Raw genomic sequence first — 19,325 nt, forward strand, 5'->3', positions numbered from 1 at the left:
AGCAGACCACTAACGCTAAGAGCAGCACCCCGGCATAGATCTCGACCACTAACACCGAAAGCAGCAACCCGGCACTAACCCCAACCGCTACCCTAAAACCTGGCGCCCCCCCCATACCCTCCCACGCTCAACGCCCCAAATGCCCCTTCAACGTATCGCGGAATTTCTGAATCAAAGGTTCCTTCGACCGCCCCCGCCTGACGATCAACGCAAACGGCGCCTGATAGCCGAACCCCGCCGGCGCGAGAGCCCGAAGCCGGCCCTTGTCCACCCACGCCTGCGCGTAATGCTCCGGCAGGAAGCCAATAAACGCACCGGACAAGATCAGGATCAGTTGCCCTTCCATACTGTCCACCGTCGCTTCGCTACGCTTGAACCCATGCCGCGCCAACTCTGTCTGACTCCAGTAGGCGCGCCCGACCATCCGTTGCTGGCTGATCGTTTCCTGCGGGATCTGACGCTCGTTAAAGAGCGGATGGCTGTCGCTGCAATACAACCAGTGTTGCTCGCGATAAAGCGAATGGTAGATCAGCCCGTTCATGCGCAACTGAAACGCGCCGATCGCCAGATCAAGACGGTTGCCCAGCACACTAAGCTGCAATTCATAAGGGCTTTGCACATGCAAATGCAAATGCAGCGCCGGATGCTCGCGCGTAAATGCACCAATGATGTCGGAGAGCGGCAAGGCCTTATCGCTGACCGTGGAGTCCAGTACGCCAAGCTTGATACTGCCGCGGAGTTCTCCACGCAGCCCCGCAGCGTAACGCTCGAAACCGTCCACCTCGCCGAGCAGCCGCAACGCTTCCTGATGGAACTCTTCACCCTTTGGCGTCAGACTAAAACCACCGCGTCCGCGATGACACAGCACCACGCCCACCAGCGACTCCAATTGGCTCATGTAAGTGCTGATAGCCGACGTGGACAAGTTGAGTTCCTGCTGCGCCGCGGCAAAACCCTGGTGTCGGATCACGCAAGTGAAAATGCGCAGAAGGCGTGCTTCAGGCAAAACAGTGGCCACATCAAACTCCATCGAATACGGTAAATAGCACCCAGCGAACTGTCCGATGACGAGACAGTCAAGCAATGCCCTCGGGCCGGACGTGCCGATACTTTAGAAATAACTGAACTAAATATTTCGCGCCAGCACTTTGTCGGTGCGTCTATGAGCGCCAGAATTCAACGCAGACAGTTCGACGAATGAAAGTGAGGACGTGCCATGGAAAAGATCTTTCACCAACCGCTCGGCGGTAACGAAATGCCGCGCTTTGGCGGCATCGCCACCATGATGCGCTTGCCGCATCTCGTCTCGGCTGCGGGCCTGGACGCTGCGTTTATAGGCGTCCCGCTCGACATCGGCGCGTCCTTGCGGGCCGGTACGCGATTCGGCCCGCGCGGGATTCGCGCCGAGTCTGTCATGATCCGGCCTTACAACATGGCGACGGGCGCCGCTCCGTTTGACTCGCTCTCCGTGGCCGATATTGGCGACGTAGCCATCAACACTTTCAATCTGCTGGACGCGGTGCGGATCATCGAAGAGTCGTATAACCGCATTGTCGAGCAAGATGTGGTGCCGCTGACCCTCGGCGGCGATCACACCATTACGCTGCCCATCTTGCGTGCGCTGCATCGCAAGCATGGCAAGATCGGCCTCGTGCATGTCGATGCTCATGCGGACGTCAACGACCACATGTTCGGCGAGAAGATCGCCCACGGCACGACCTTCCGGCGCGCGGTGGAGGAGGGCCTGCTCGATTGCGATCGTGTGGTACAAATCGGTCTGCGTGCGCAGGGTTATACCGCCGACGACTTCAACTGGAGCCGCCGGCAAGGCTTTCGCGTGGTGCAGGCGGAAGAGTGCTGGCACAAGTCGCTTGAGCCCCTGATGGCTGAAGTCCGGGCCAAGGTGGCGGGCGGTCCGGTGTACCTGAGCTTCGACATCGACGGTATCGATCCAGCGTGGGCACCGGGCACGGGCACGCCCGAGATTGGCGGCCTGACGACCATTCAAGGCATTGAGATCATCCGTGGTTGTCATGGGCTGGATCTGATCGGATGCGATCTGGTCGAAGTCTCGCCACCCTACGATACGAGCGGGAACACGTCGCTGCTGGGAGCGAACCTGCTTTATGAAATGCTGTGCGTGCTGCCGGGCGTGAAACGTCGTTAAGCTTCGACTCAGGCTTCGTTGTTAAGCCCCCAAGCCGCATCATCAGAAGGAAGGAACGGATCATGGAATCAAGTACTACGTCCATTGTGGCGGCCGAACAAAAGGTCCGCGAGGATCTGGCGGCGCTGTATCGGCTGATGGCGCATTTCCGCATGACGGACATGATCGACACGCACATTACCGCGCGTTTGCCGGGCTCGAAACCCGCGTTCCTGATCAACCGCTACGGCGTGTTGTTCCACGAGATGCGCGCTTCGGATCTTGTGAAGATCGACTACGAGGGCAAGGTGATCGACGAGCGTGCACGCGATACGCCCGAACTCTTTATCGTCAATGAGGCCGGTTTTACGATCCACTCGGCGGTTCACATGGCGCGCGAAGACATCGCGTTCGTCGTGCATACGCATACGGCGGCGGGGACCGCTGTGTCGGCGCAAGAGCAAGGGCTTTTGCCTATCAGCCAGCATGCGCTGAAGTTCTACGGCAAGCTGGGTTATCACGACTATGAAGGCATCGCACTTGACCTGGCCGAGCGTGACCGTCTGGTTGCCGATCTCGGCCCGCACAAGGCGATGATCCTGCGCAACCATGGCCTGCTCGCGGGTGGTGCGACCGCTGCACACGCGTTTCACGAGATCTACTTTCTCGAGCGTGCTTGCCAGGCGCAGGTGCAGGCGCTGGCCGGAGGCGTGCCATTGCGGATACCGCCAGAGCATGTTCGCGAACTCACCGCGCGGCAGTTTGAATCGGAAGGTGCGGACCCCATCATCGAATTGGCATGGCAAGCGGCGCTGCGCCTGATAGCCGATAACCTTCCCGATTACCGGTCCTGATCCGCCGTCCGGCCGCATGATTCTCACGTCGTGCGCCGGTGTTTCCTGATCTCTTGTCGGGCCACTCTTCAAGCCACTCATGACCAAGCTCGTACTCATCAGCCGAGACTACGACATGTCGGCGCTTGCGCCTGCGATCGTCGCAGCGGCACCCGAACTGCAGGTCCATTCATTCGGCGCGCCCGACACCAACGATGCGCAAGTCGCCGTGTGCTGGAATCCACCGGCGGGCGCATTGCGCTCGCTGCCTGACCTCCGGCTGGTGCACGGCATTGCTGCCGGCGTCGACAACATCTTGTGCGATCCCCATCTGCCTGCTGTACCGATATGCCGCGTAGTCGACCCATATCAGGCACGCGCCATGAGCGAATTCGTGATGTGGGGTGCACTGCATTTTCATCGACAGTTCGATCAGGTGCTTGCCAATCAACGAGCCGGAATTTGGCAGGTGCCGGCGCAAAAACTCGCAATCGATTGCACCATCGGCGTGATGGGACTCGGGGAAATTGGCGCGCGGGTTGCCACCGATCTATTGCACGCTGGTTTTACCGTAAAGGGCTGGGCGCGCAGCACCAAAACGCTGTCGAGTATCCAGTCATTCAGCGGCCGGGACGCGTTGCCGGCGTTCCTGTCGGGTGTCGATATCCTCGTGTGCCTGTTGCCTCTGACTAGCGAGACGCGCGGTTTGTTGAACGCCGATGTATTAAGGCAATTGAACCCGGGCGCGAAGTTGATTCATGTTGGCCGGGGCGAACATCTGGTGATGGACGCATTGCTTGCGGCCTTGTCTGACGGGCACATGGACGGTGCAATCGTCGATGTTTTTCCTAACGAACCGCTACTGCCCGATGATCCTCTTTGGCGCCATCCGAAGCTCATCGTTACGCCGCATATGGCGGCAATCGCGAGCCTCGAAACCATTGGTTCGCAGATTGCTGAGAACGTGCGGCGTCTGGTGCGTGGCCAGCCGCTTAACAATCAGGTGGACGTGGGTCAGCGGCAGTGAACGTCAGCGGGGCTGCGAGCCCGCGCTGACTTCATGCAGGAGCTACCCCCGCTCCTGAAGACATTCGCTAGCTGAAACGTTTCCAGCCGCGAACGTCACCGTGCCCAGTGTTGTCGATCATTTCCACAACGCGCAACGCGATATGGCTTTGGACCCGAATGCCTGCTCGCCGGGTATGGTCGCGGTGATCGTGTAGAAATCCCACGGCTCCTTCGACTCAGACGGTTTCTTCACCTGCATCAGGTACATGTCGTGAATCATGCTGCCGTCGGGCCGGATATAACCCTTGGCGTACATGTCGTCGATCTTCATCGTGTGCAGTTGCTCCATCACCTTCGTGCTGTCGGTTGAACCTGCCGCCTGCACCGCCTTCAGGTAGGTGGTCGCGGCCGAATAGTCCGCGGCCTGCAGGCTGGTAGGCATTTTCTTCATCTTGGCGAAATAGCGCTGCGCCCATTTGCGGGTCTCGGCATCCTTGTTCCAATACCAGCTGTCGGTCGCGAGAAGACCTTGGGCGGTCTCGAGTCCGAGGCTGTGGATATCGGTGAGGAAGATCAGCAGGGCGGCAATCCTCATCGACTTGGTCAGGCCGAATTCCTTTGCTGCCTTGATCGAGTTGATCGCGTCGCCGCCCGCGTTTGCAAGGCCCAGGACCTGGGCCTTCGACGCCTGCGCCTGCAACAGGAACGACGAGAAATCCGATGCCGATAACGGATGCCGCACCGCGCCGAGCACCTGCCCGCCATTCGCTTTCACCACCTCAGACGTGTTCTTTTCCAGGGCCTTGCCAAAGGCATAGTCGGCGGTCAGGAAGTACCAGGTCTTGCCGCCTTGCTTCGTCACGGCCAGACCGGTGCCGTTGGCGAGCGCGACGGTGTCATAGGCGTAGTGGACCGTGTAGGGCGTGCATTGCTCGTTGGTCAGCGCGTCGGCACCGGCGCCCACGTTGATGTACGGAATCTTCTTTTCAGCGGCAATCTGGTTGGTTGCGAGCGCGGTCGCCGAATTCGTGCCGCCGATGATTCCGTTGACGCCGTCGCGGTCAATCCACTCGCGCGCCTTCGATGCCGCAATGTCCGCCTTGTTCTGGTGATCGCCATACAGCAGTTCGATGGGCTTGCCATTCACCTTGCCACCGAAGTCGTCGATCGCCATGCGGATGGCTTCGAGACCTCCCTGGCCATCGGAGTCGGAGTAAAGGCCTGAAAGGTCTGTAATGAAACCGAGTTTGACTGAGTCGGCTGCTGCATGCGCCGCGCTCGCGGTGAAGCTCAGGATGGCTGCCGTGATGAGGCCGCGCGCAGAGCGTCGGGCGAGGGTGTTGTTCATTCCTGTCTCCATGGGTTCTTATAAGCGGCAGCGAGGCTGCTGGGTATTCCGAGCAATCCGTCAGGATCGAAAATAGCCGCTTGGGACGAATGAAGTCAAGGCTTACAGCATTGATGATGTGAGAAGACCGGGTATACCGGGGGCTGATCGTTACGCTGCGTTCCGCTGTTACACCTCCGGGGCGGTGGTTTATTCTCGGGCGCAACTATGGATGCCAGCGACCAGCGGTGCCCGCGCTTACTCGTCCACTGCCTCGCTTATTTTTTGAGCTGATTCGACATTTTTGCGGTTGTCAGGTACTACGTATTACTGATTAAAAATTTAAACCAAGCTACCGATCGTACATTACGACTTCGTCCCGATGCTCGTTGGACTGTTTATTGCGCTTCGGGCAGGATCTCCAGAAGCAATTCGGCCGGACGGCATAGACGCGTGCCGGCGGGTGTCACCACGAACGGACGATTGATGAGAACGGGGTGCGTCAGCATGGCGTCCAGCAATTGCTCGTCCGTTACCGCTGCGTCGGCGAGGTTGAGTTCCGCGAACAGCTTCTCTTTCTCCCTGATCGCTTGCCGGACGCTTAACCCGGAATCCTTGATCATCTGGACAAGAGTGCTGCGACTGGGCGGCGTCTTGAGGTACTCGATAACTTCCGGTTCAATGCCTGCAGTGCGGATCAGCGCCAGGGAAGTGCGCGACGTGCCGCAGGCGGGGTTATGGTAAATCGTGACAGTCATGCTTTGCCTCCCATGAATTGTTAACGAGGGGTTTCGCTTTATCGATGCCGTTCAGCGGAGGCGTGTCGAATGGCGCCGAAGTTCGTCGAATAGAAAATTAAACGGCCATTCTAGCGAACCTTGACCAAGCCGTCGGCTACAAATGCAGCCTGATCTGTGCCGCGAAGGCGCGAATAACTTCTTCGTTTCGCGAGAGAAACATCCACTGACCAACGCGGGTCGAAACGAGCAGCCTTGCTTCTATCAATGCCGCGACGTGCGCTGATACGGTCGACTGAGACAGCCCGCTGCGTGCGTGGATTGCGTTCGACGGTACCCCACAACCCAGGTCGATGCATCCTCGCGCAAAGTACTTGTTTGGCGTCTTTAACCAGCTCAGGATCTCGCGCCGGAACGGGTTTGCGAGTGCCTTATAAATTAAATTCTCGTCAGCCATAGATTTCGCCAAACACCACGATAGAAGCTGAAAAAATAGGAGAGAGGTAGCGACGAAACGCAAAGCGACGCCTTTGAGTCGTAGCATTCATTGCGACACCCGAACTCATCTGCGCTAGAACATGTCCGCAGCATTCTTGTGCGCAATGACTTGGGTTTGCGCTTCTTCCACGACTCGTGAGGGAATGAAGGGACCGGTGATCATGTTCGCGTAGCTTTGGCCAGGGCCTACCATCGGAAATACATCGGCGTTGTAGTCGATCATCACCTCAAGGAAGGCGGGTCCGTCAAATTCCACGAATTCCCTCAGCGTGTCCTCAAGCTCGTCTACCGCTTGAGCGCGACGGGCAAAATTAAAACCATCGGCTTGTGCCGCCATCACAAAGTCCTTGCTATGGAGCGCCTTGTCGCTGGTAAACATCCGCCCTTCGTAAAAGAGACGCTGCCACTGCCGGATCATTCCGTCCCCCCGATTGTTGAGCAGCAATACTTTGACGGGGATGCCGTAGGTGCTTGCCGTCTCCAGTTCGCCCATATTCATCCGAATGCTTCCATCGCCGTCGATGTCGATCACAAGTGCATCCGGTCGGGCCAATTGCGCGCCAATCGCCGCGGGCAGCCCAAAACCCATGGTTCCCATGCTGCCTGATGTCAGAAAGCTTCGAGGCTCGACGCACTCGAAAAACTGCGCAGCCCACATCTGATGCTGGCCGACGCCCGTTGTGATGATCGCTCGTCCACCCGTGATTTCGCTGAGCTGTTCGATAACCCGCTGCGGCTGGATCGCGAGGCTTTTTCGATCGTAGTTCATCCCGAAGGTCCGCTTCAGATCCATCACGTGCTCAAGCCAGTCGGACGATGACCGGGTCTCCGGACTGTGCTTGATCAAAGACGATAAGGCATCCTTTGCATCCCCCACGTGACTCCAGTGCACGCGTTTGACCTTGTTAATCTCCGCCTCGTCGATGTCGATATGAGCGACATGACGGGCGGCGCGAGCGAATGATTCGGGCCGGCCACCGGCGACCCGGTCGTCGAATCGCGCGCCCACCGCAATGAGAAAGTCGCAGTCGTCAACGGCGTAATTCGCGCAAGCGGCGCCATGCATGCCGAGCATCCCGAGACACAGTTCGTGTTTTGCAGGTATCGCACCAAGACCCATGAGCGTGGTCACAACCGGAATTCCGTTGCGCTCGGAGAACATTCGTAGCTCGGCGCTCGCACGCGCCGTGATGACGCCCCCGCCAACATAGAGCAACGGCCGCTTACTCTGCCGCAATAGATCGAAGAAAGCGTTAGCTTTATCCCCGTCAAGACGCGCGCCTTTCGCCACCATCCGGAGACGATCGGAATAGCCGCGAAAATGCAGCGTACCGTGCCCGTGATAGGGCCCCGTCCAGTTCTGGATGTCTTTTGGCACGTCCACGACGACTGGACCAGGCCGGCCGCTGCGCGCAATGTCGAACGCGCTTCGCAGTGTTTGCTCGAGCTTCGTCGGGTCCGTAATCAGAAACACATGCTTCGCGCACGCCGACATGATGTTGAAGACGGGCGCCTCCTGAAACGCATCGCTGCCGATTGCGGCACGCGGCACTTGTCCGCAGATGAGGACGACGGGAATCGAATCGCCGTAACAGTCGGCGATTGGCGTCAGGGCGTTGGTCGCGCCCGGGCCTGACGTGACCATGAAGACGCCGACTTTTCCGCTGGCCCGCGCATAGCCGGCGGCCATAAAGCCCGCGGCCTGCTCATTGGCCGGCACCACAAACTTGATTTGACGCTCGGCATGTGCCGCGTTCGTTTCGTTATAACGAAACACGGCGTCGTACGTCGGCAGAATCGCGCCGCCGCTGTATCCAAATATTGTGTCGACGCCTTGCTCGGCGAGTACGCGCAGGATGATGTCAGCCCCCGAGAGCGTTTCGCTCGGATTCGTTGGGCTCAGATCGGCGGGTGAAGCAATGATTGGGTTTTGGGTCATGACTGCCTCGACAAGGACATCGTAATGCTGCTGGCGAATGCTTCACCAAGGTCCTCCCTGATGAGAGCCAAGGCCATCTGGATACCGTCACTTACTCCGTGCGACGAGTACAGGTTGCCATCCCTTAAGCAGCGTTGATTGCGCATGACGTGGACCAAGGGATACTCGGACGAGAGGCGTTGCGCGTCGCGCCGATGCGTGGTCAACGAACGATGATCGGCAAGCCCGGCGCGCGCGATCAACAAGGCTCCGTTGGACACCGACGCGAGCCTTCGCACTCTACGTCCGGTAACGCTGAGCCAGTCCACCAGTGCACCATGCTCATCTCCCGGACTGATGACCGGAGAACCTGGGACTACGACGATGTCGAACGAAGTTCGCAAATCGAGCAGACATTCCGTCGTGCCTACCGCTACGCCATTCGAGCACACGACCGGCCCAGGGAATGGCCCCACGAGATGCTGCTCGTACAACGTGGCGCCCCACAAACGGTTCGCTTCGTGGAAAACGTCCATTGGGCCTGTTATTTCGAGTAGCCGAAATCCTGCGTACAGCATCATCGCAACATGCATGAGCCGTTACTCCTCAAATTCACTGCATACGAGCGTCGCGCGTTAACGGAAAGCACGACCTTCGAAGAGGCGGCCCTGGCCGCATTCACGAGTCCCAAGTCTACTCAGCCGGCACGGGAGAGGAAACACGTGGATGTCGCCATGCTGGGCCAATTAACGTGAGATTTGGGCCAACGGCGCGGCTGCGGTAACGTCGTACGTTTTGTTGAGCTGCGTCCGGAAGTTAATGTCCATCGCACATCGCTTTAGTGCAGTTTCGTTACGCGGGCGCAAAAGACTCTTACCGGCTAGCCCATCACCGTTTTTGGGCTATTGCGGTAATCTCGCCTGTCGCGCGTCAATACAGGTTGGTCGGCTTGGTCCAGTCGTTCGGGTGAAGCCAAGCGAATCGCTAGTATCGAAAGCGAGCTCAATAACGAGCTCAATAACGGGCTTACCAACTCCACGAAGGGTCAATGCATGAAAGTCGCCATTGTTATATTCGATGGTGTCCAGTCGCTCGATGTTGCGGGCCCCCTCGACGTGTTCGCGGAAGCAAACACGATCCTTTCCGATGAGCAGAAATATGAAGTCTCCCTTGTGGGTCCCCGGGCCGGCACCGTGACCTGCTCGAACGGAATGGGGCTTTCCGTGCCGTATGGTTACGCGGATCTCGATACCCAATGGGACCTGCTACTGGTCACGGGAGGGCCGCAATTGCCCGACGCCAAACTATCAGACGACTTTCTAACGTGGCTCCAAAATCAGGCTAAAGGCGCGGCACGGTTCGGTTCCGTTTGCAATGGGGCGTTCGTGCTCGCCCATGCGGGACTGCTCGACGGCAAGGAAGTGACAACACACTGGGCAGACGCGGGCCGCCTCGCTCGCGAATTTCCGCAGGCGTGTGTGCAGCCCGACAAGATCTTCGTTCGTGCCGGCCGCCTCTTTACCTCGGCTGGCGTGACGGCTGGCATCGATCTGTGCCTGTCGCTGGTCGCTGAAGACTGGGGTCACGAACTGGCGGTGCATGTTGCTAAACGTCTTGTGGTTTATATCCAGCGCGAAGGTGGCCAGTCTCAGTACAGCCCGTATGTTGGAGCGGGGAGGGACGAAGATCCGATCATCCGCAAAGTGCACCGCTATGTGACCGAGCATTTAACCGATGCGTTGTCGATCGAACAACTCGCGGGCGCGGTTGCAGTGAGCCGACGGACCTTCTCGAGATTATTTGCGAAGTATGCAAAGGTGACGCCGTCGGTGTTTGTTGAGCAGGTTCGCGTCGACAGCGCGAGGAAGTTGCTCGAAGACTCGGATGCACCGCTGAAGACCGTGGCGTTTAAATGCGGGTTTCGCAGTGCCACGCATATGCGCACGACTTTCTCCCGACGGCTGGAGGTAACACCCAAACAATATCGGCAACGTTTTCGTGGCGAAGCAGGCCAGCAGCCATGGGCGGATAACGGTGCCGGCAAACAGGTCTTTTTTCAATGACTGTCATATCTGCGAATGACGTTGATTCCCAACAATCCCTTCCTGATGTCCTTGAACCGGGTTTATCGATAATATTCTGCGGAATCAATCCAGGGATGCGAGCGGTATCGACAGGTCATCACTTTGAGGGCAGGGGCAATCGGTTCTGGCGGGTCATGCATCTTGCAGGCTTTACGCCCGAACAGCTTCGTCCCGAAGACGACCGCTCGATTCTTCGATACGGCTGTGGTCTCACCACGGTAGTTTCGCGGCCCACGGCGCAGGCCGCCGAGCTATCGCGATTGGAGATTGAACTGGCCGGCGATGCTTTCCGGCGAAAGATCGAATACTACGCACCCCGGAACATCGTCTTCCTGGGAAAGATGGCGCTCTCGGCAATCTCGGGTTCGCGCGATATCGATTGGGGCCTGCAAACCAGGCCATTCGGTGGCGCACGCGCGTGGGTCGTACCCAATCCAAGCGGCCTGAACCGGGCGTTCGACCTCGATGCGCTGGTCGCCGCCTACCGGGACGTTCGCATCGCAGTAGCGTCCACACCCTGAAGGTGCGCGTTTTTACGTAGCGTCTCCGTCACGAATTCGACGAACGCGCGAATCTTGCCGCTGGTGCTTCGGCGCTCTACATGGAGCAGACTGACCGGGACCGACTCGGGCTCAAATGCGCTCAGGATAGGCTGGAGCCTGCCATCGTCGACCTCGGGCGCCGCCTGGTACGACAGAAACTGGGTTATCCCTACACCGTCAACAGCGGCGAGAATGGCTGCGGGACCCAGGTCCACAATCATCCGCGGCCGAAGTCTGACAGGCAACCTTGAGCCGTTCTCGTTGAACACCCACTCAAGCGGCAGCGAGACGCCCGTGAATGACACAACATGGTGATTGGCCAGATCCCGGGGGTGAAGGGGTTCGCCGTGCGCGGCAAGATAAGACGGCGCCGCATACGTCCTGCGCCGCACAGAACCCAGCGGAATGGCGAATGTGGAGGAGTCGCCAAGATGGCCCACACGGATGGCGATATCCACCCCCTCCTCCAGAAGCCGCGTGGTTCGATCGGCATACACCGCGGTGATGCTGACGTCCGGATAACGCAACGCGAACGCGTTGACCAAAGGTGCAACGTATCGCTGGCCGAACAGGACCGGCGCGGAGATGGTCAATGTACCGACGGGTTTGAGTTGATCAGCCGCAATGTGTGCTTCTGCATCCGTGATGGCGTCCAGCACCGTCCTGCAGGCTTCGAGGTAGGTCAACCCTGCATCGGTCGGACGAACTGATCGAGTCGTCCGGGCAAGCAGCGGTGTGCCGAGGCGCGACTCGAGCGAACTGACCGCCCGCGAGACTGCGGCGGACGACATGCCTACTTTGTCGGCCGCGCCAGTAAAGCTGCCCCGGTCGACGATGGCTACAAAAATCTCCATCTCACGCAATTTATCCATTTCGCTTCCCTCGGGTCCCCGCATTCATATGACGTGATTTTATGCGTTGTGATGTGCACGGTGACGAATCGCGTCATTGGATCGTTTATTCGACATGGCAAGAAGCGGCCATTCATGTTTTTGTACGCGCTAGGGGAGTTTGCCTTATCCGCTTGAAAAAGACTCTTTCAGCGCGTGAAGGTTATCAGCGCATCAGCGGTTTGGTTGGCAGGATTCACCCACTCTTTGGCCGAATACGCGACTAGCTGCGGCCCCTTTCAATGGGCCTATCTCGGACAATTACTCCATGCCGTAAAGCCCAACCAACGCGAAAGAGGTTTCCATGTTTACCGCAATGCTTGAAGTTCACCCCATCCCTGAACAGTTCGATGCCTATCTCGGCATGGCCAAGATGCTGCGTCCTGAGCTCGAGAAGATCGAGGGGTTTATCGACAACAACCGCTATGCAAGTCTCACGCGCGACGGATGGCTTCTTTCGCTGTCGAGTTGGCGCGATGAGAAAGCACTCGTGCGGTGGCGCAGCCAGGAGACGCACCACAAGATCATGCAGGCTGCGCGTGACCGGGTGTTTTCCGACTATCGCTTGCGCATTGGACAAACCGTCAGCGACACGCGCGTTCCCACGGGACACGTCTTGCTTGAGCAGCGCCTGGATGTCACCGCGACGGGTCAAGGAACGGCCGTGACGCTGCATGATGGAAAGTTCTCGCCGGAGTGGATCAGGCAGGTTGGCGCAGAAGGAGTAGCGAAATCATTTGGCTTGGATACAAGTGCGTCCGGCTTTGTTTCCTGGGACGTATTCGACCATCTGATGACACCAGGGGACGCGATCGCGGTGGTGACGTGGCGCGACCATGCGGCGGCTGCAGCATTCCTGGGCAATGCGGCGTCGGTGGAGGTTTCGCGCCTGCGCAATATCCGCATCGTCCGGGAGTACGGAATGTTCGATCGACGGGAAGCACCGCAATACTTCAAAGAGGTGCAAGCGAGGGCGTAAGTCGGTCGCGTCCCGGCATTGGCGTTGGAGGATCGTCGTTTTTCGCAGGATCTAAAAATGAATCTATTTAGAATTCCTATTGAATATGAGAAACAAGGGAGTCCTATGGCTACAGGAAACTATTCAGCAACTGAAACGGCAACGCCGACCGTCGCAGAGTCGTCCGAAGTCGTTCCAGTGCCGACACAATCCGCGCTTTCGCTCCGTCTTGCCGTCGGCCTCGTTGGAATGCTGCTCGCGTCGCTATTGGCCATTCTCAACGAACAGGTCACTGCTGTGTCGATGGCGGACATTCAGGGCGCGTTCTCGATCGGCCATGACGATGGAACCTGGCTGACCGCTCTGTTCGAAGCGGCGAATGTGGCTACGATGGTGTTCGCCCCGTGGTTCGGGATCACCTTCACGCTCAAGCGATTCACGATCGGCGCCGTGATCGCGACAATGCTCTTCGGCATCCTTTGCCCCTTCGCGCCGAACCTGCTTACGCTGTATGTGTTGCGCGTCTTGCAGGGGATTGCGGGTGGATGCCTTCCGCCGATGTTGATCATCGTGGCGCTGCGCTATCTTCCGCCCAAGGTGAAGCTGTACGGCCTTGCAGGGTACGCGCTCACGGCAACCTTTGGACCGGCGCTCGGCACACCGCTTGCCGCATTGTGGACCGAGTATGTCGGCTGGCAAATGGCCTTCTGGCAAATCGTGCCGCTGGGTATCGCGTGCTGCGTGGGGATCCAGCAAGGGCTGCCTCCCGATCCGCTGAAACTTGAACGGCTCAAAGCATTCAACTGGACCGGGTTTCTGACGGGGTTCCCAGCCGTCGCCATGCTCGTGACCGGCCTTCTGCAAGGAGATCGTCTTGACTGGCTCAATTCCGATTTTATCCGCGTGATGTTCGTGGGGGGCGGGTTGCTGTTCGCGACATTCCTCGTCAACGAGTGGTATCACCCGCTGCCTTTTTTCAAGCTGCAATTGCTGTCGCGCAGAAACTTCACGCATGGACTAATGACGCTGGTCGGCGCGGTAATACTGCTAGTGGGCGTGGCTGCAATACCCGGCCAATATCTGGCCAAGGTTCACGCCTACAGGCCACTGCAGACTGCGCCGTTGTCGTTGCTGGTGGCCATCCCGCTATTGATCACGCTTCCTTTGACGGCTGCCGTCCTGAATCTGAAGCGGGTTGACCACCGGTGGGTCATGGCAATTGGATTGGGTCTCATGACCACCACGTGCCTGATGGGGAGTTTCATTACGTCCGAGTGGATCCGCAACAATTTCTACTGGCTTCAATCCCTGCAAATCGTTGCGCAACCGATGGTGATCCTGGGAATCCTGATGGGCGTAACGACGGGCTTGGCGCCCACCGACGGTCCATTTGCTTCAGCGATGTTCAACTCGCTTAAAACGTTTTCCGCAGCTTTGGCGACGGGTCTTATCGAAGGGTTGGGTACAGATCGCGAACATCTTCATTCGAACGTGCTCGTGGACCACTTGGGCAATCACGCGCTTGTGACGAGCCAAAGCATCGACGCGGCTCATGGTCTTGGCGAACTTGCACACCGGCTCCACGAGCAGGCAGTGGTGCTGACATCGGCGGATCTTTATCGCGTCATGGCGGGAGTTGCCATCGCCGTTCTTTTCCTGGTGCCCGTGTTACCCGTGCGTATTTATCCACCGTGGTGCGCCACGCCCCCCTCTTCGCATTAAGGGACGATATCTATCATGTCATCCATTGCCCGATCTCCCCTCAAGATTATTCGTATTGCCGCTCTGGTTGTCGCAGTCGGCGTTGGCGCATGGGCTTGCTCAAGCCTGTTAATCCACTCGAATACCGAATCCACAAACGACGCATACGTAGAGGCCGATTTCACCCTCGTGGCGCCGCGTATTGCCGGCCAGATATCCGACGTTTTTGTCGACGACAATCAATCAGTGAAAGCCGGGCAATTACTGGTGCGTATTGATGACCGTGACTTCAAGGCCGCACTAATGAGCGCAGAAGCGGACGTGGCTGCGGCAAAGGCATCGGTTGCAAACTACGACGCGGAGATCGCACGGCAGCCGTCGCTCGTCGAGCAGACTCGCGCGACACTCAAGTCCGACGATGCGTCTATCGAGTTTGCGCGAGCCAACGCCTCGCGGTATCAGAACCTCTCGGATGCCGGCGCAGGAACGGCTCAGGAGCAGCAGCACGCCTCGAGCACGCTTGCCGAGCAACTCGCACAGCAGGCCCACGATAGGGCTGCCATGGCGTCGACCGAGCAGAACCTGGACGTACTGCGGACACAACGCGATAAGGCCGCTGGCGCGCTCGCACGCGCCGAGGCGGCGCTTGAGCAAGCGAAGCTCAACGTGTCCTACACGGAGATACACGCGCCAATCGATGGCAAGGTCGGCCGGCGCTCTGCTCGGGTTGGTGCATTCATCACGCCCGGTGCGCCGGTTCTTGCGATCGTGCCGCTTTCCGAAGCCTATGTCGTCGCCAACTTCCAAGAAAACCAGATCACCGACATGCGGCCTGGCGAAAGCGTGCGGATCAAGGTCGACAGCTTTCCTGGCGTTGTGATTCACGGCCGTGTCGATAGCCTCGCCCCTGCAACCGGCGTGAGCTTCGCGCCCATCGCACCCGACAACGCGACGGGCAACTTCACGAAGGTCGTCCAACGCGTACCGGTCAAGATCGCCATTGACCGCGGTCAGGAGGCAGCGTCTGCATTGAGCGTGGGGCTGTCTGTGGAAACGGAAGTTGCCGTCGGCCGGCATGGCGCTACGTCAGTTGAAAGGGGAGATGAAAAATGAATACGAACGACTTTTCCTTCAGCGCGTTAGTGTTGGAGATACTGGCGTGCCTTGTGATAGCGGGTTGCACCGTGGGGCCGAATTTCGAATCTCCAACAACCTCCACGCCGCCGCAAGTTTTCGAGCGGACCCAAGCTGCGCAAGCACCCAGCAAGGCCGTCGAAGCCGGTTTTAATTCAGACTGGTGGACACTGTTTAACGATCCCACGTTGAACGCACTCGAACAGCAACTGGCCGATGCGAACCTTGACGTAGCGGCAGCATCGGCGCGCCTTCGGCAGAGCCGGGCCGAACAGCGCGTGGCGGGTGCGGCGCAATATCCGACGCTCGACGGCGCTGCGTCGTATGACCGCGAGCGCGGAAGTCCGAACGGTATTCTGTCGCTGCTCGGGGTGAGTCCGACCGAAACGCAATCGCAATCCGCTTCGGGTGCCTCGCCGCTTGGCGTGGCGCCGTTGCCGGGTTCCAAGGGCTCACCGGCTTACAACCTCTATCAAGCCGGTTTCGATGCATCGTGGGAACTCGACATCTGGGGCCGCAATCGCCGCGGTGTCGAAGCCGCATCCGCGTTGGCGGACGCTTCCTACGAAGACCGAAACGCAGTCTTGTTGTCGGCACGCGCAGAACTCGCGCGAGACTATATCGAGTTGCGCGACACACAGTCATTGCTGAGGATCGCGAAACAAAACCTTGAGCTGGCGCGCAATACCACGAAGCTCACGCAAATAAGGGTGCATGAAGGCGTGACGACGGATCTGGACGTGGCCAACGCTTCCGCACAGGCGGAGTCAATCGAAAGCCTGATTCCTACGCTTGAATCGCGATGCGAAACCACGATCAACGCCATAGGCGTATTGCTCGCGGAAGAACCGGGCGCGCTTCAACAAACGCTCGTCGAGGCGCATGACGTGCCCGAATTGCCTGGTCAAGTTCCCATCGGCTTTCCGTCGGAATTGGTGCAACGCAGACCCGATATCAGGCGAGCGGAAGCGCAACTGCATGCGGCCACGGCGTCGATCGGCATGGCAAAAGCCGATTTCTATCCGCGTATTTCACTTAATGGCAGCGCAGGTTTCCAGACGCTTCAACTTTCGAGTCTCGCCAACTGGGCGTCGGGACAGTTTGTTGTCGGACCCTCCATTACCATGCCGATCTTCGAGGGCGGGCGCCTCAAGGGGACGCTGAACCTGCGTGAGGCCCAGCAACAGGAGGCTGCGATCGTCTACAAACACACGGTACTCAATGCTTGGCGCGAGGTGGACGATGCACTTGTTGTCTACGATGCCGAGCAGCGCCGCCGCGATCGGCTGACGGAGGTGGTTGCCCTGAACCAGCGCGCACTCTCGGTAGCGCAGCAGCGCTACAAGGCTGGAGCACTTGATTATCTTGACGTGCTGAACGTGCAGAAGCAATTGCTCGAGGGGCAAAGCAACCTTGAACAAAGCAAGGCGACTGCGGACGCCAATCTCATCACCCTGTGCAAGGCGCTCGGCGGCGGCTGGCAATCGACTTACGACAACCGATACGTCTCGCGCTAACGCACCCACGGGGCGGCAGACGCGCATACATTTCGATTGTTATTTAAATGTAAGCCAGAGAGAGTGACGGCATTCACTCAAGTGACGTCTGAGTTTGCCGTTAAAGGGTATGGGCCGAATGACGCCGTCGGCTTCGGTTGCGTTCGCAGTCATCGATGCGCGCTACCGCTTGAATATCGATGTGAGATATAAAAGTGAGACGAACATGTTTTCGACGATTAAAGGCCGCCTGGGCATTGCCATGGCGCTTCTGGGTTTGTTGCTGATCGTGATCGGCGGGCTGGGGCTGTGGGGAATGAGCCGCGGTAACGACACGACTCGCGGGCTTTTCATGAACCAGATGCCTAGCGCTGTCGCGGCCGGCAACGCCGAAATGTTTACCGCCCGTGAGCGGCTCAGCTTCGATCGCGCGGCTTTGCTGGTTGGCAAGCCCGCCGCTGCGGAAACAGCCATTGGACGCGGTGCTTTGATGCGCACCCGCGCGGACAAGGAGTGGGCAACCTACGCTGCGCTGCCCCAGGGTCCGGGCGAACGCAAACTAGCCGATGACTTCCAGGCCAAGCGCCTTGAACTCCAGAAGCTGATGGATGACGGATACGCCAATATCAGGGCGAACGACGCAGACAAGATTGTCGCGTCTGCTGAATCCATGCAGGTTGCGTTCAACCAGCTGGCTGCGTTCGGCGAAGCGCTTCGCAAGTATCAATTCGACTCAGCCAAGAGCGACTACGACAACTCGCAGGAATCATTCGGCGACTTCCGCTTTATTAGCATTGCTGCCATTCTGGTCGGCCTCGCGGCAGCCCTGTTCTCCTGGCTTTCGCTGCGTCGTTCGATCGGGCGTCCGCTTGAAGAAGCGCTTGCGCAATTCGATGCAATCGCCGCCGGCGACCTGCGCCGCGAGTTGATCGTCACCTCGCGCGACGAGATGGGGCAACTGCTGTCGGGCCTCGCCAAGATGCAGGCGAGCCTTGTGAGCACGGTACGCACGGTGCGCTCGGGCAGTGAATCGATCGCCTCGGCGACCAAGCAGATTGCGGCGGGTAATATCGATTTGTCGTCGCGCACGGAAGAGCAGGCGTCGGCGTTGCAGGAAACGGCATCGAGCATGGACGAGTTGACCGGGACCGTGAAGCAGAATGCGGAGAACGCGCGTCAGGCAAGCTCGTTGGCCGCCAGCGCGTCGGACATTGCGAACAAGGGCAGCACGGTTGTTTCGCAAGTGGTCACCACCATGGGCGACATCAACCAGAGTTCAACGAAGATCGCGGACATCATTACGATCATCGAAGGCATCGCGTTCCAGACCAACATCCTGGCGCTGAACGCAGCGGTGGAAGCGGCGCGTGCCGGCGAGCAAGGTCGAGGTTTTGCGGTCGTGGCGGCAGAGGTTCGCAGTCTCGCGCAACGGTCGTCAGCGGCAGCGAAGGAGATCAAGGAGTTGATCAACACGTCGGTCTCGCGTGTGCAGACGGGCACGACGCTGGTGGGCGATGCGGGGCGCACGATGTCCGAAATCATCGGCGCGGTGCAGCGTGTGACGGACATCATGGGCGAGATCGCGGCGGCGTCCGAAGAGCAGAGCAGCGGCATTGATCAAGTGGCGCGCGCGGTCACGCAAATGGATGAAGTGACTCAGCAAAATGCGGCGCTTGTGGAAGAAGCCGCAGCCGCGGCGCAATCGCTGGAGGATCAGGCGGGTGCTTTGAAGGCAGCTGTTTCGGTGTTCCAGTTGGACGACAGGGGTCTGGAAAGCGGCAAGACGGCGCTCAGCGTGAAACCAGCGCGAGGGGCGGCGCATCGTGCGTCGGCGGTGCCGAAGGCACGCGCGATTGCCGTGAGTTCGAGTCCGGTTGCAGCGGTTGCAGCGGCTCCCCGGCTCAAGACACCGGCGCTGATCAAAGAGAAGTCCAAGCCCGTTGCATTGGCCGGCGCTGCGGATTGGGAGGCGTTTTAACTAGCGGCTTGATTTGATTGGGCCTGCGGTCTCAGGGAGGCGTTCGATGTTCGCGCCTCCCGACCGCGACAGGTT

Annotated in this window: 17 protein-coding genes; 10 read left to right on the forward strand and 7 right to left on the reverse strand. The window is 58.9% G+C overall.

Going from position 1 to position 19,325, the window contains the following annotated elements; translation table 11 throughout:
* Positions 1–127 precede the first annotated feature (127 nt).
* Positions 128–1,018: a LysR family transcriptional regulator gene (locus tag GSQ93_RS36335; RefSeq protein WP_158941028.1), complete on the reverse strand. Its 891-nt coding sequence runs from the start codon at positions 1,016–1,018 to the stop codon at positions 128–130.
* A gap of 198 nt (positions 1,019–1,216) precedes the next feature.
* Between GSQ93_RS36335 and speB the strand changes: the two genes are divergently transcribed.
* The 3 genes from speB (at position 1,217) to GSQ93_RS36350 (ending at position 4,006) form a co-directional block, all read left to right on the forward strand.
* A complete protein-coding gene (speB, locus tag GSQ93_RS36340) occupies positions 1,217–2,167 on the forward strand; it encodes an agmatinase (protein ID WP_158941030.1) in 951 nt (316 codons plus the stop codon).
* 62 nt (positions 2,168–2,229) lie between these two features.
* Positions 2,230–3,000 carry a class II aldolase/adducin family protein gene (locus GSQ93_RS36345; RefSeq protein ID WP_158941032.1) on the forward strand — a complete coding sequence of 257 codons (771 nt, stop codon included), beginning with the start codon at positions 2,230–2,232 and terminating at the stop codon, positions 2,998–3,000.
* Between the two features lie 79 nt (positions 3,001–3,079).
* Positions 3,080–4,006 (forward strand): glyoxylate/hydroxypyruvate reductase A, encoded by a 927-nt coding sequence (locus GSQ93_RS36350; RefSeq protein ID WP_158941034.1) that lies wholly within the window; start codon positions 3,080–3,082, stop codon positions 4,004–4,006.
* A gap of 117 nt (positions 4,007–4,123) precedes the next feature.
* On the opposite strand, the gene GSQ93_RS36355 is transcribed toward GSQ93_RS36350, so the two are convergent.
* The 5 genes from GSQ93_RS36355 to GSQ93_RS36375 all read right to left on the reverse strand — a co-directional run bounded on the left by GSQ93_RS36355 (position 4,124) and on the right by GSQ93_RS36375 (position 9,060).
* Complete coding sequence (locus GSQ93_RS36355) at positions 4,124–5,335, reverse strand: ABC transporter substrate-binding protein (protein ID WP_158941036.1); 1,212 nt, start codon at positions 5,333–5,335, stop codon at positions 4,124–4,126.
* Between the two features lie 377 nt (positions 5,336–5,712).
* Entirely contained in the window at positions 5,713–6,072 is a 360-nt protein-coding gene (arsC, locus tag GSQ93_RS36360; protein WP_158941038.1) for an arsenate reductase (glutaredoxin), read from the reverse strand.
* Positions 6,073–6,208: 136 nt separating this feature from the next.
* Positions 6,209–6,508, reverse strand: coding sequence for a helix-turn-helix transcriptional regulator (locus tag GSQ93_RS36365; protein ID WP_158941112.1), 300 nt, complete (start codon positions 6,506–6,508; stop codon positions 6,209–6,211).
* Between the two features lie 114 nt (positions 6,509–6,622).
* Positions 6,623–8,488, reverse strand: coding sequence for a biosynthetic-type acetolactate synthase large subunit (gene ilvB, locus GSQ93_RS36370; RefSeq protein ID WP_158941040.1), 1,866 nt, complete (start codon positions 8,486–8,488; stop codon positions 6,623–6,625).
* Positions 8,485–9,060 (reverse strand): AraC family transcriptional regulator, encoded by a 576-nt coding sequence (locus tag GSQ93_RS36375; RefSeq protein WP_158941042.1) that lies wholly within the window; start codon positions 9,058–9,060, stop codon positions 8,485–8,487. Before GSQ93_RS36375 ends, ilvB begins: the two co-directional genes overlap by 4 nt.
* A gap of 459 nt (positions 9,061–9,519) precedes the next feature.
* On the opposite strand from GSQ93_RS36375, the gene GSQ93_RS36380 reads away from it, so the two are divergent.
* Both GSQ93_RS36380 and mug read left to right on the forward strand, forming a co-directional pair.
* Positions 9,520–10,530 (forward strand): GlxA family transcriptional regulator, encoded by a 1,011-nt coding sequence (locus tag GSQ93_RS36380; RefSeq protein WP_158941044.1) that lies wholly within the window; start codon positions 9,520–9,522, stop codon positions 10,528–10,530.
* On the forward strand, positions 10,527–11,072 hold the full coding sequence (gene mug, locus GSQ93_RS36385; protein WP_158941046.1) for a G/U mismatch-specific DNA glycosylase: 546 nt from the start codon (positions 10,527–10,529) through the stop codon (positions 11,070–11,072). The genes GSQ93_RS36380 and mug overlap by 4 nt, the downstream gene beginning before the upstream one ends.
* Here mug and GSQ93_RS36390 read toward each other — a convergent pair.
* Positions 11,033–11,965, reverse strand: a complete 933-nt coding sequence (locus tag GSQ93_RS36390; protein WP_158941048.1) for a LysR family transcriptional regulator — start codon at positions 11,963–11,965, stop codon at positions 11,033–11,035. The genes mug and GSQ93_RS36390 overlap by 40 nt on opposite strands.
* 322 nt (positions 11,966–12,287) lie before the next feature.
* Here GSQ93_RS36390 and GSQ93_RS36395 point away from each other — a divergent pair, with 322 nt between their 5' ends.
* The 5 genes from GSQ93_RS36395 (at position 12,288) to GSQ93_RS36415 (ending at position 19,250) form a co-directional block, all read left to right on the forward strand.
* On the forward strand, positions 12,288–12,962 hold the full coding sequence (locus GSQ93_RS36395; protein ID WP_158941050.1) for an antibiotic biosynthesis monooxygenase: 675 nt from the start codon (positions 12,288–12,290) through the stop codon (positions 12,960–12,962).
* A gap of 228 nt (positions 12,963–13,190) precedes the next feature.
* Positions 13,191–14,663 (forward strand): MFS transporter, encoded by a 1,473-nt coding sequence (locus GSQ93_RS36400; protein WP_254074249.1) that lies wholly within the window; start codon positions 13,191–13,193, stop codon positions 14,661–14,663.
* Positions 14,664–14,678: 15 nt separating this feature from the next.
* The gene (locus GSQ93_RS36405) at positions 14,679–15,755 is read left to right on the forward strand and encodes an HlyD family secretion protein (protein ID WP_158941054.1); all 1,077 of its coding nucleotides are present in this window, start codon (positions 14,679–14,681) and stop codon (positions 15,753–15,755) included.
* The gene (locus GSQ93_RS36410; RefSeq protein ID WP_158941056.1) at positions 15,752–17,293 is read left to right on the forward strand and encodes an efflux transporter outer membrane subunit; all 1,542 of its coding nucleotides are present in this window, start codon (positions 15,752–15,754) and stop codon (positions 17,291–17,293) included. The genes GSQ93_RS36405 and GSQ93_RS36410 overlap by 4 nt, the downstream gene beginning before the upstream one ends.
* A 205-nt stretch (positions 17,294–17,498) precedes the next feature.
* Positions 17,499–19,250: a methyl-accepting chemotaxis protein gene (locus tag GSQ93_RS36415; protein WP_158941058.1), complete on the forward strand. Its 1,752-nt coding sequence runs from the start codon at positions 17,499–17,501 to the stop codon at positions 19,248–19,250.
* Positions 19,251–19,325 lie beyond the last annotated feature (75 nt).

Source organism: Burkholderia sp. S171, assembly GCF_009766085.1.
In the GTDB taxonomy this organism is placed as follows: Bacteria; Pseudomonadota; Gammaproteobacteria; order Burkholderiales; family Burkholderiaceae; genus Caballeronia.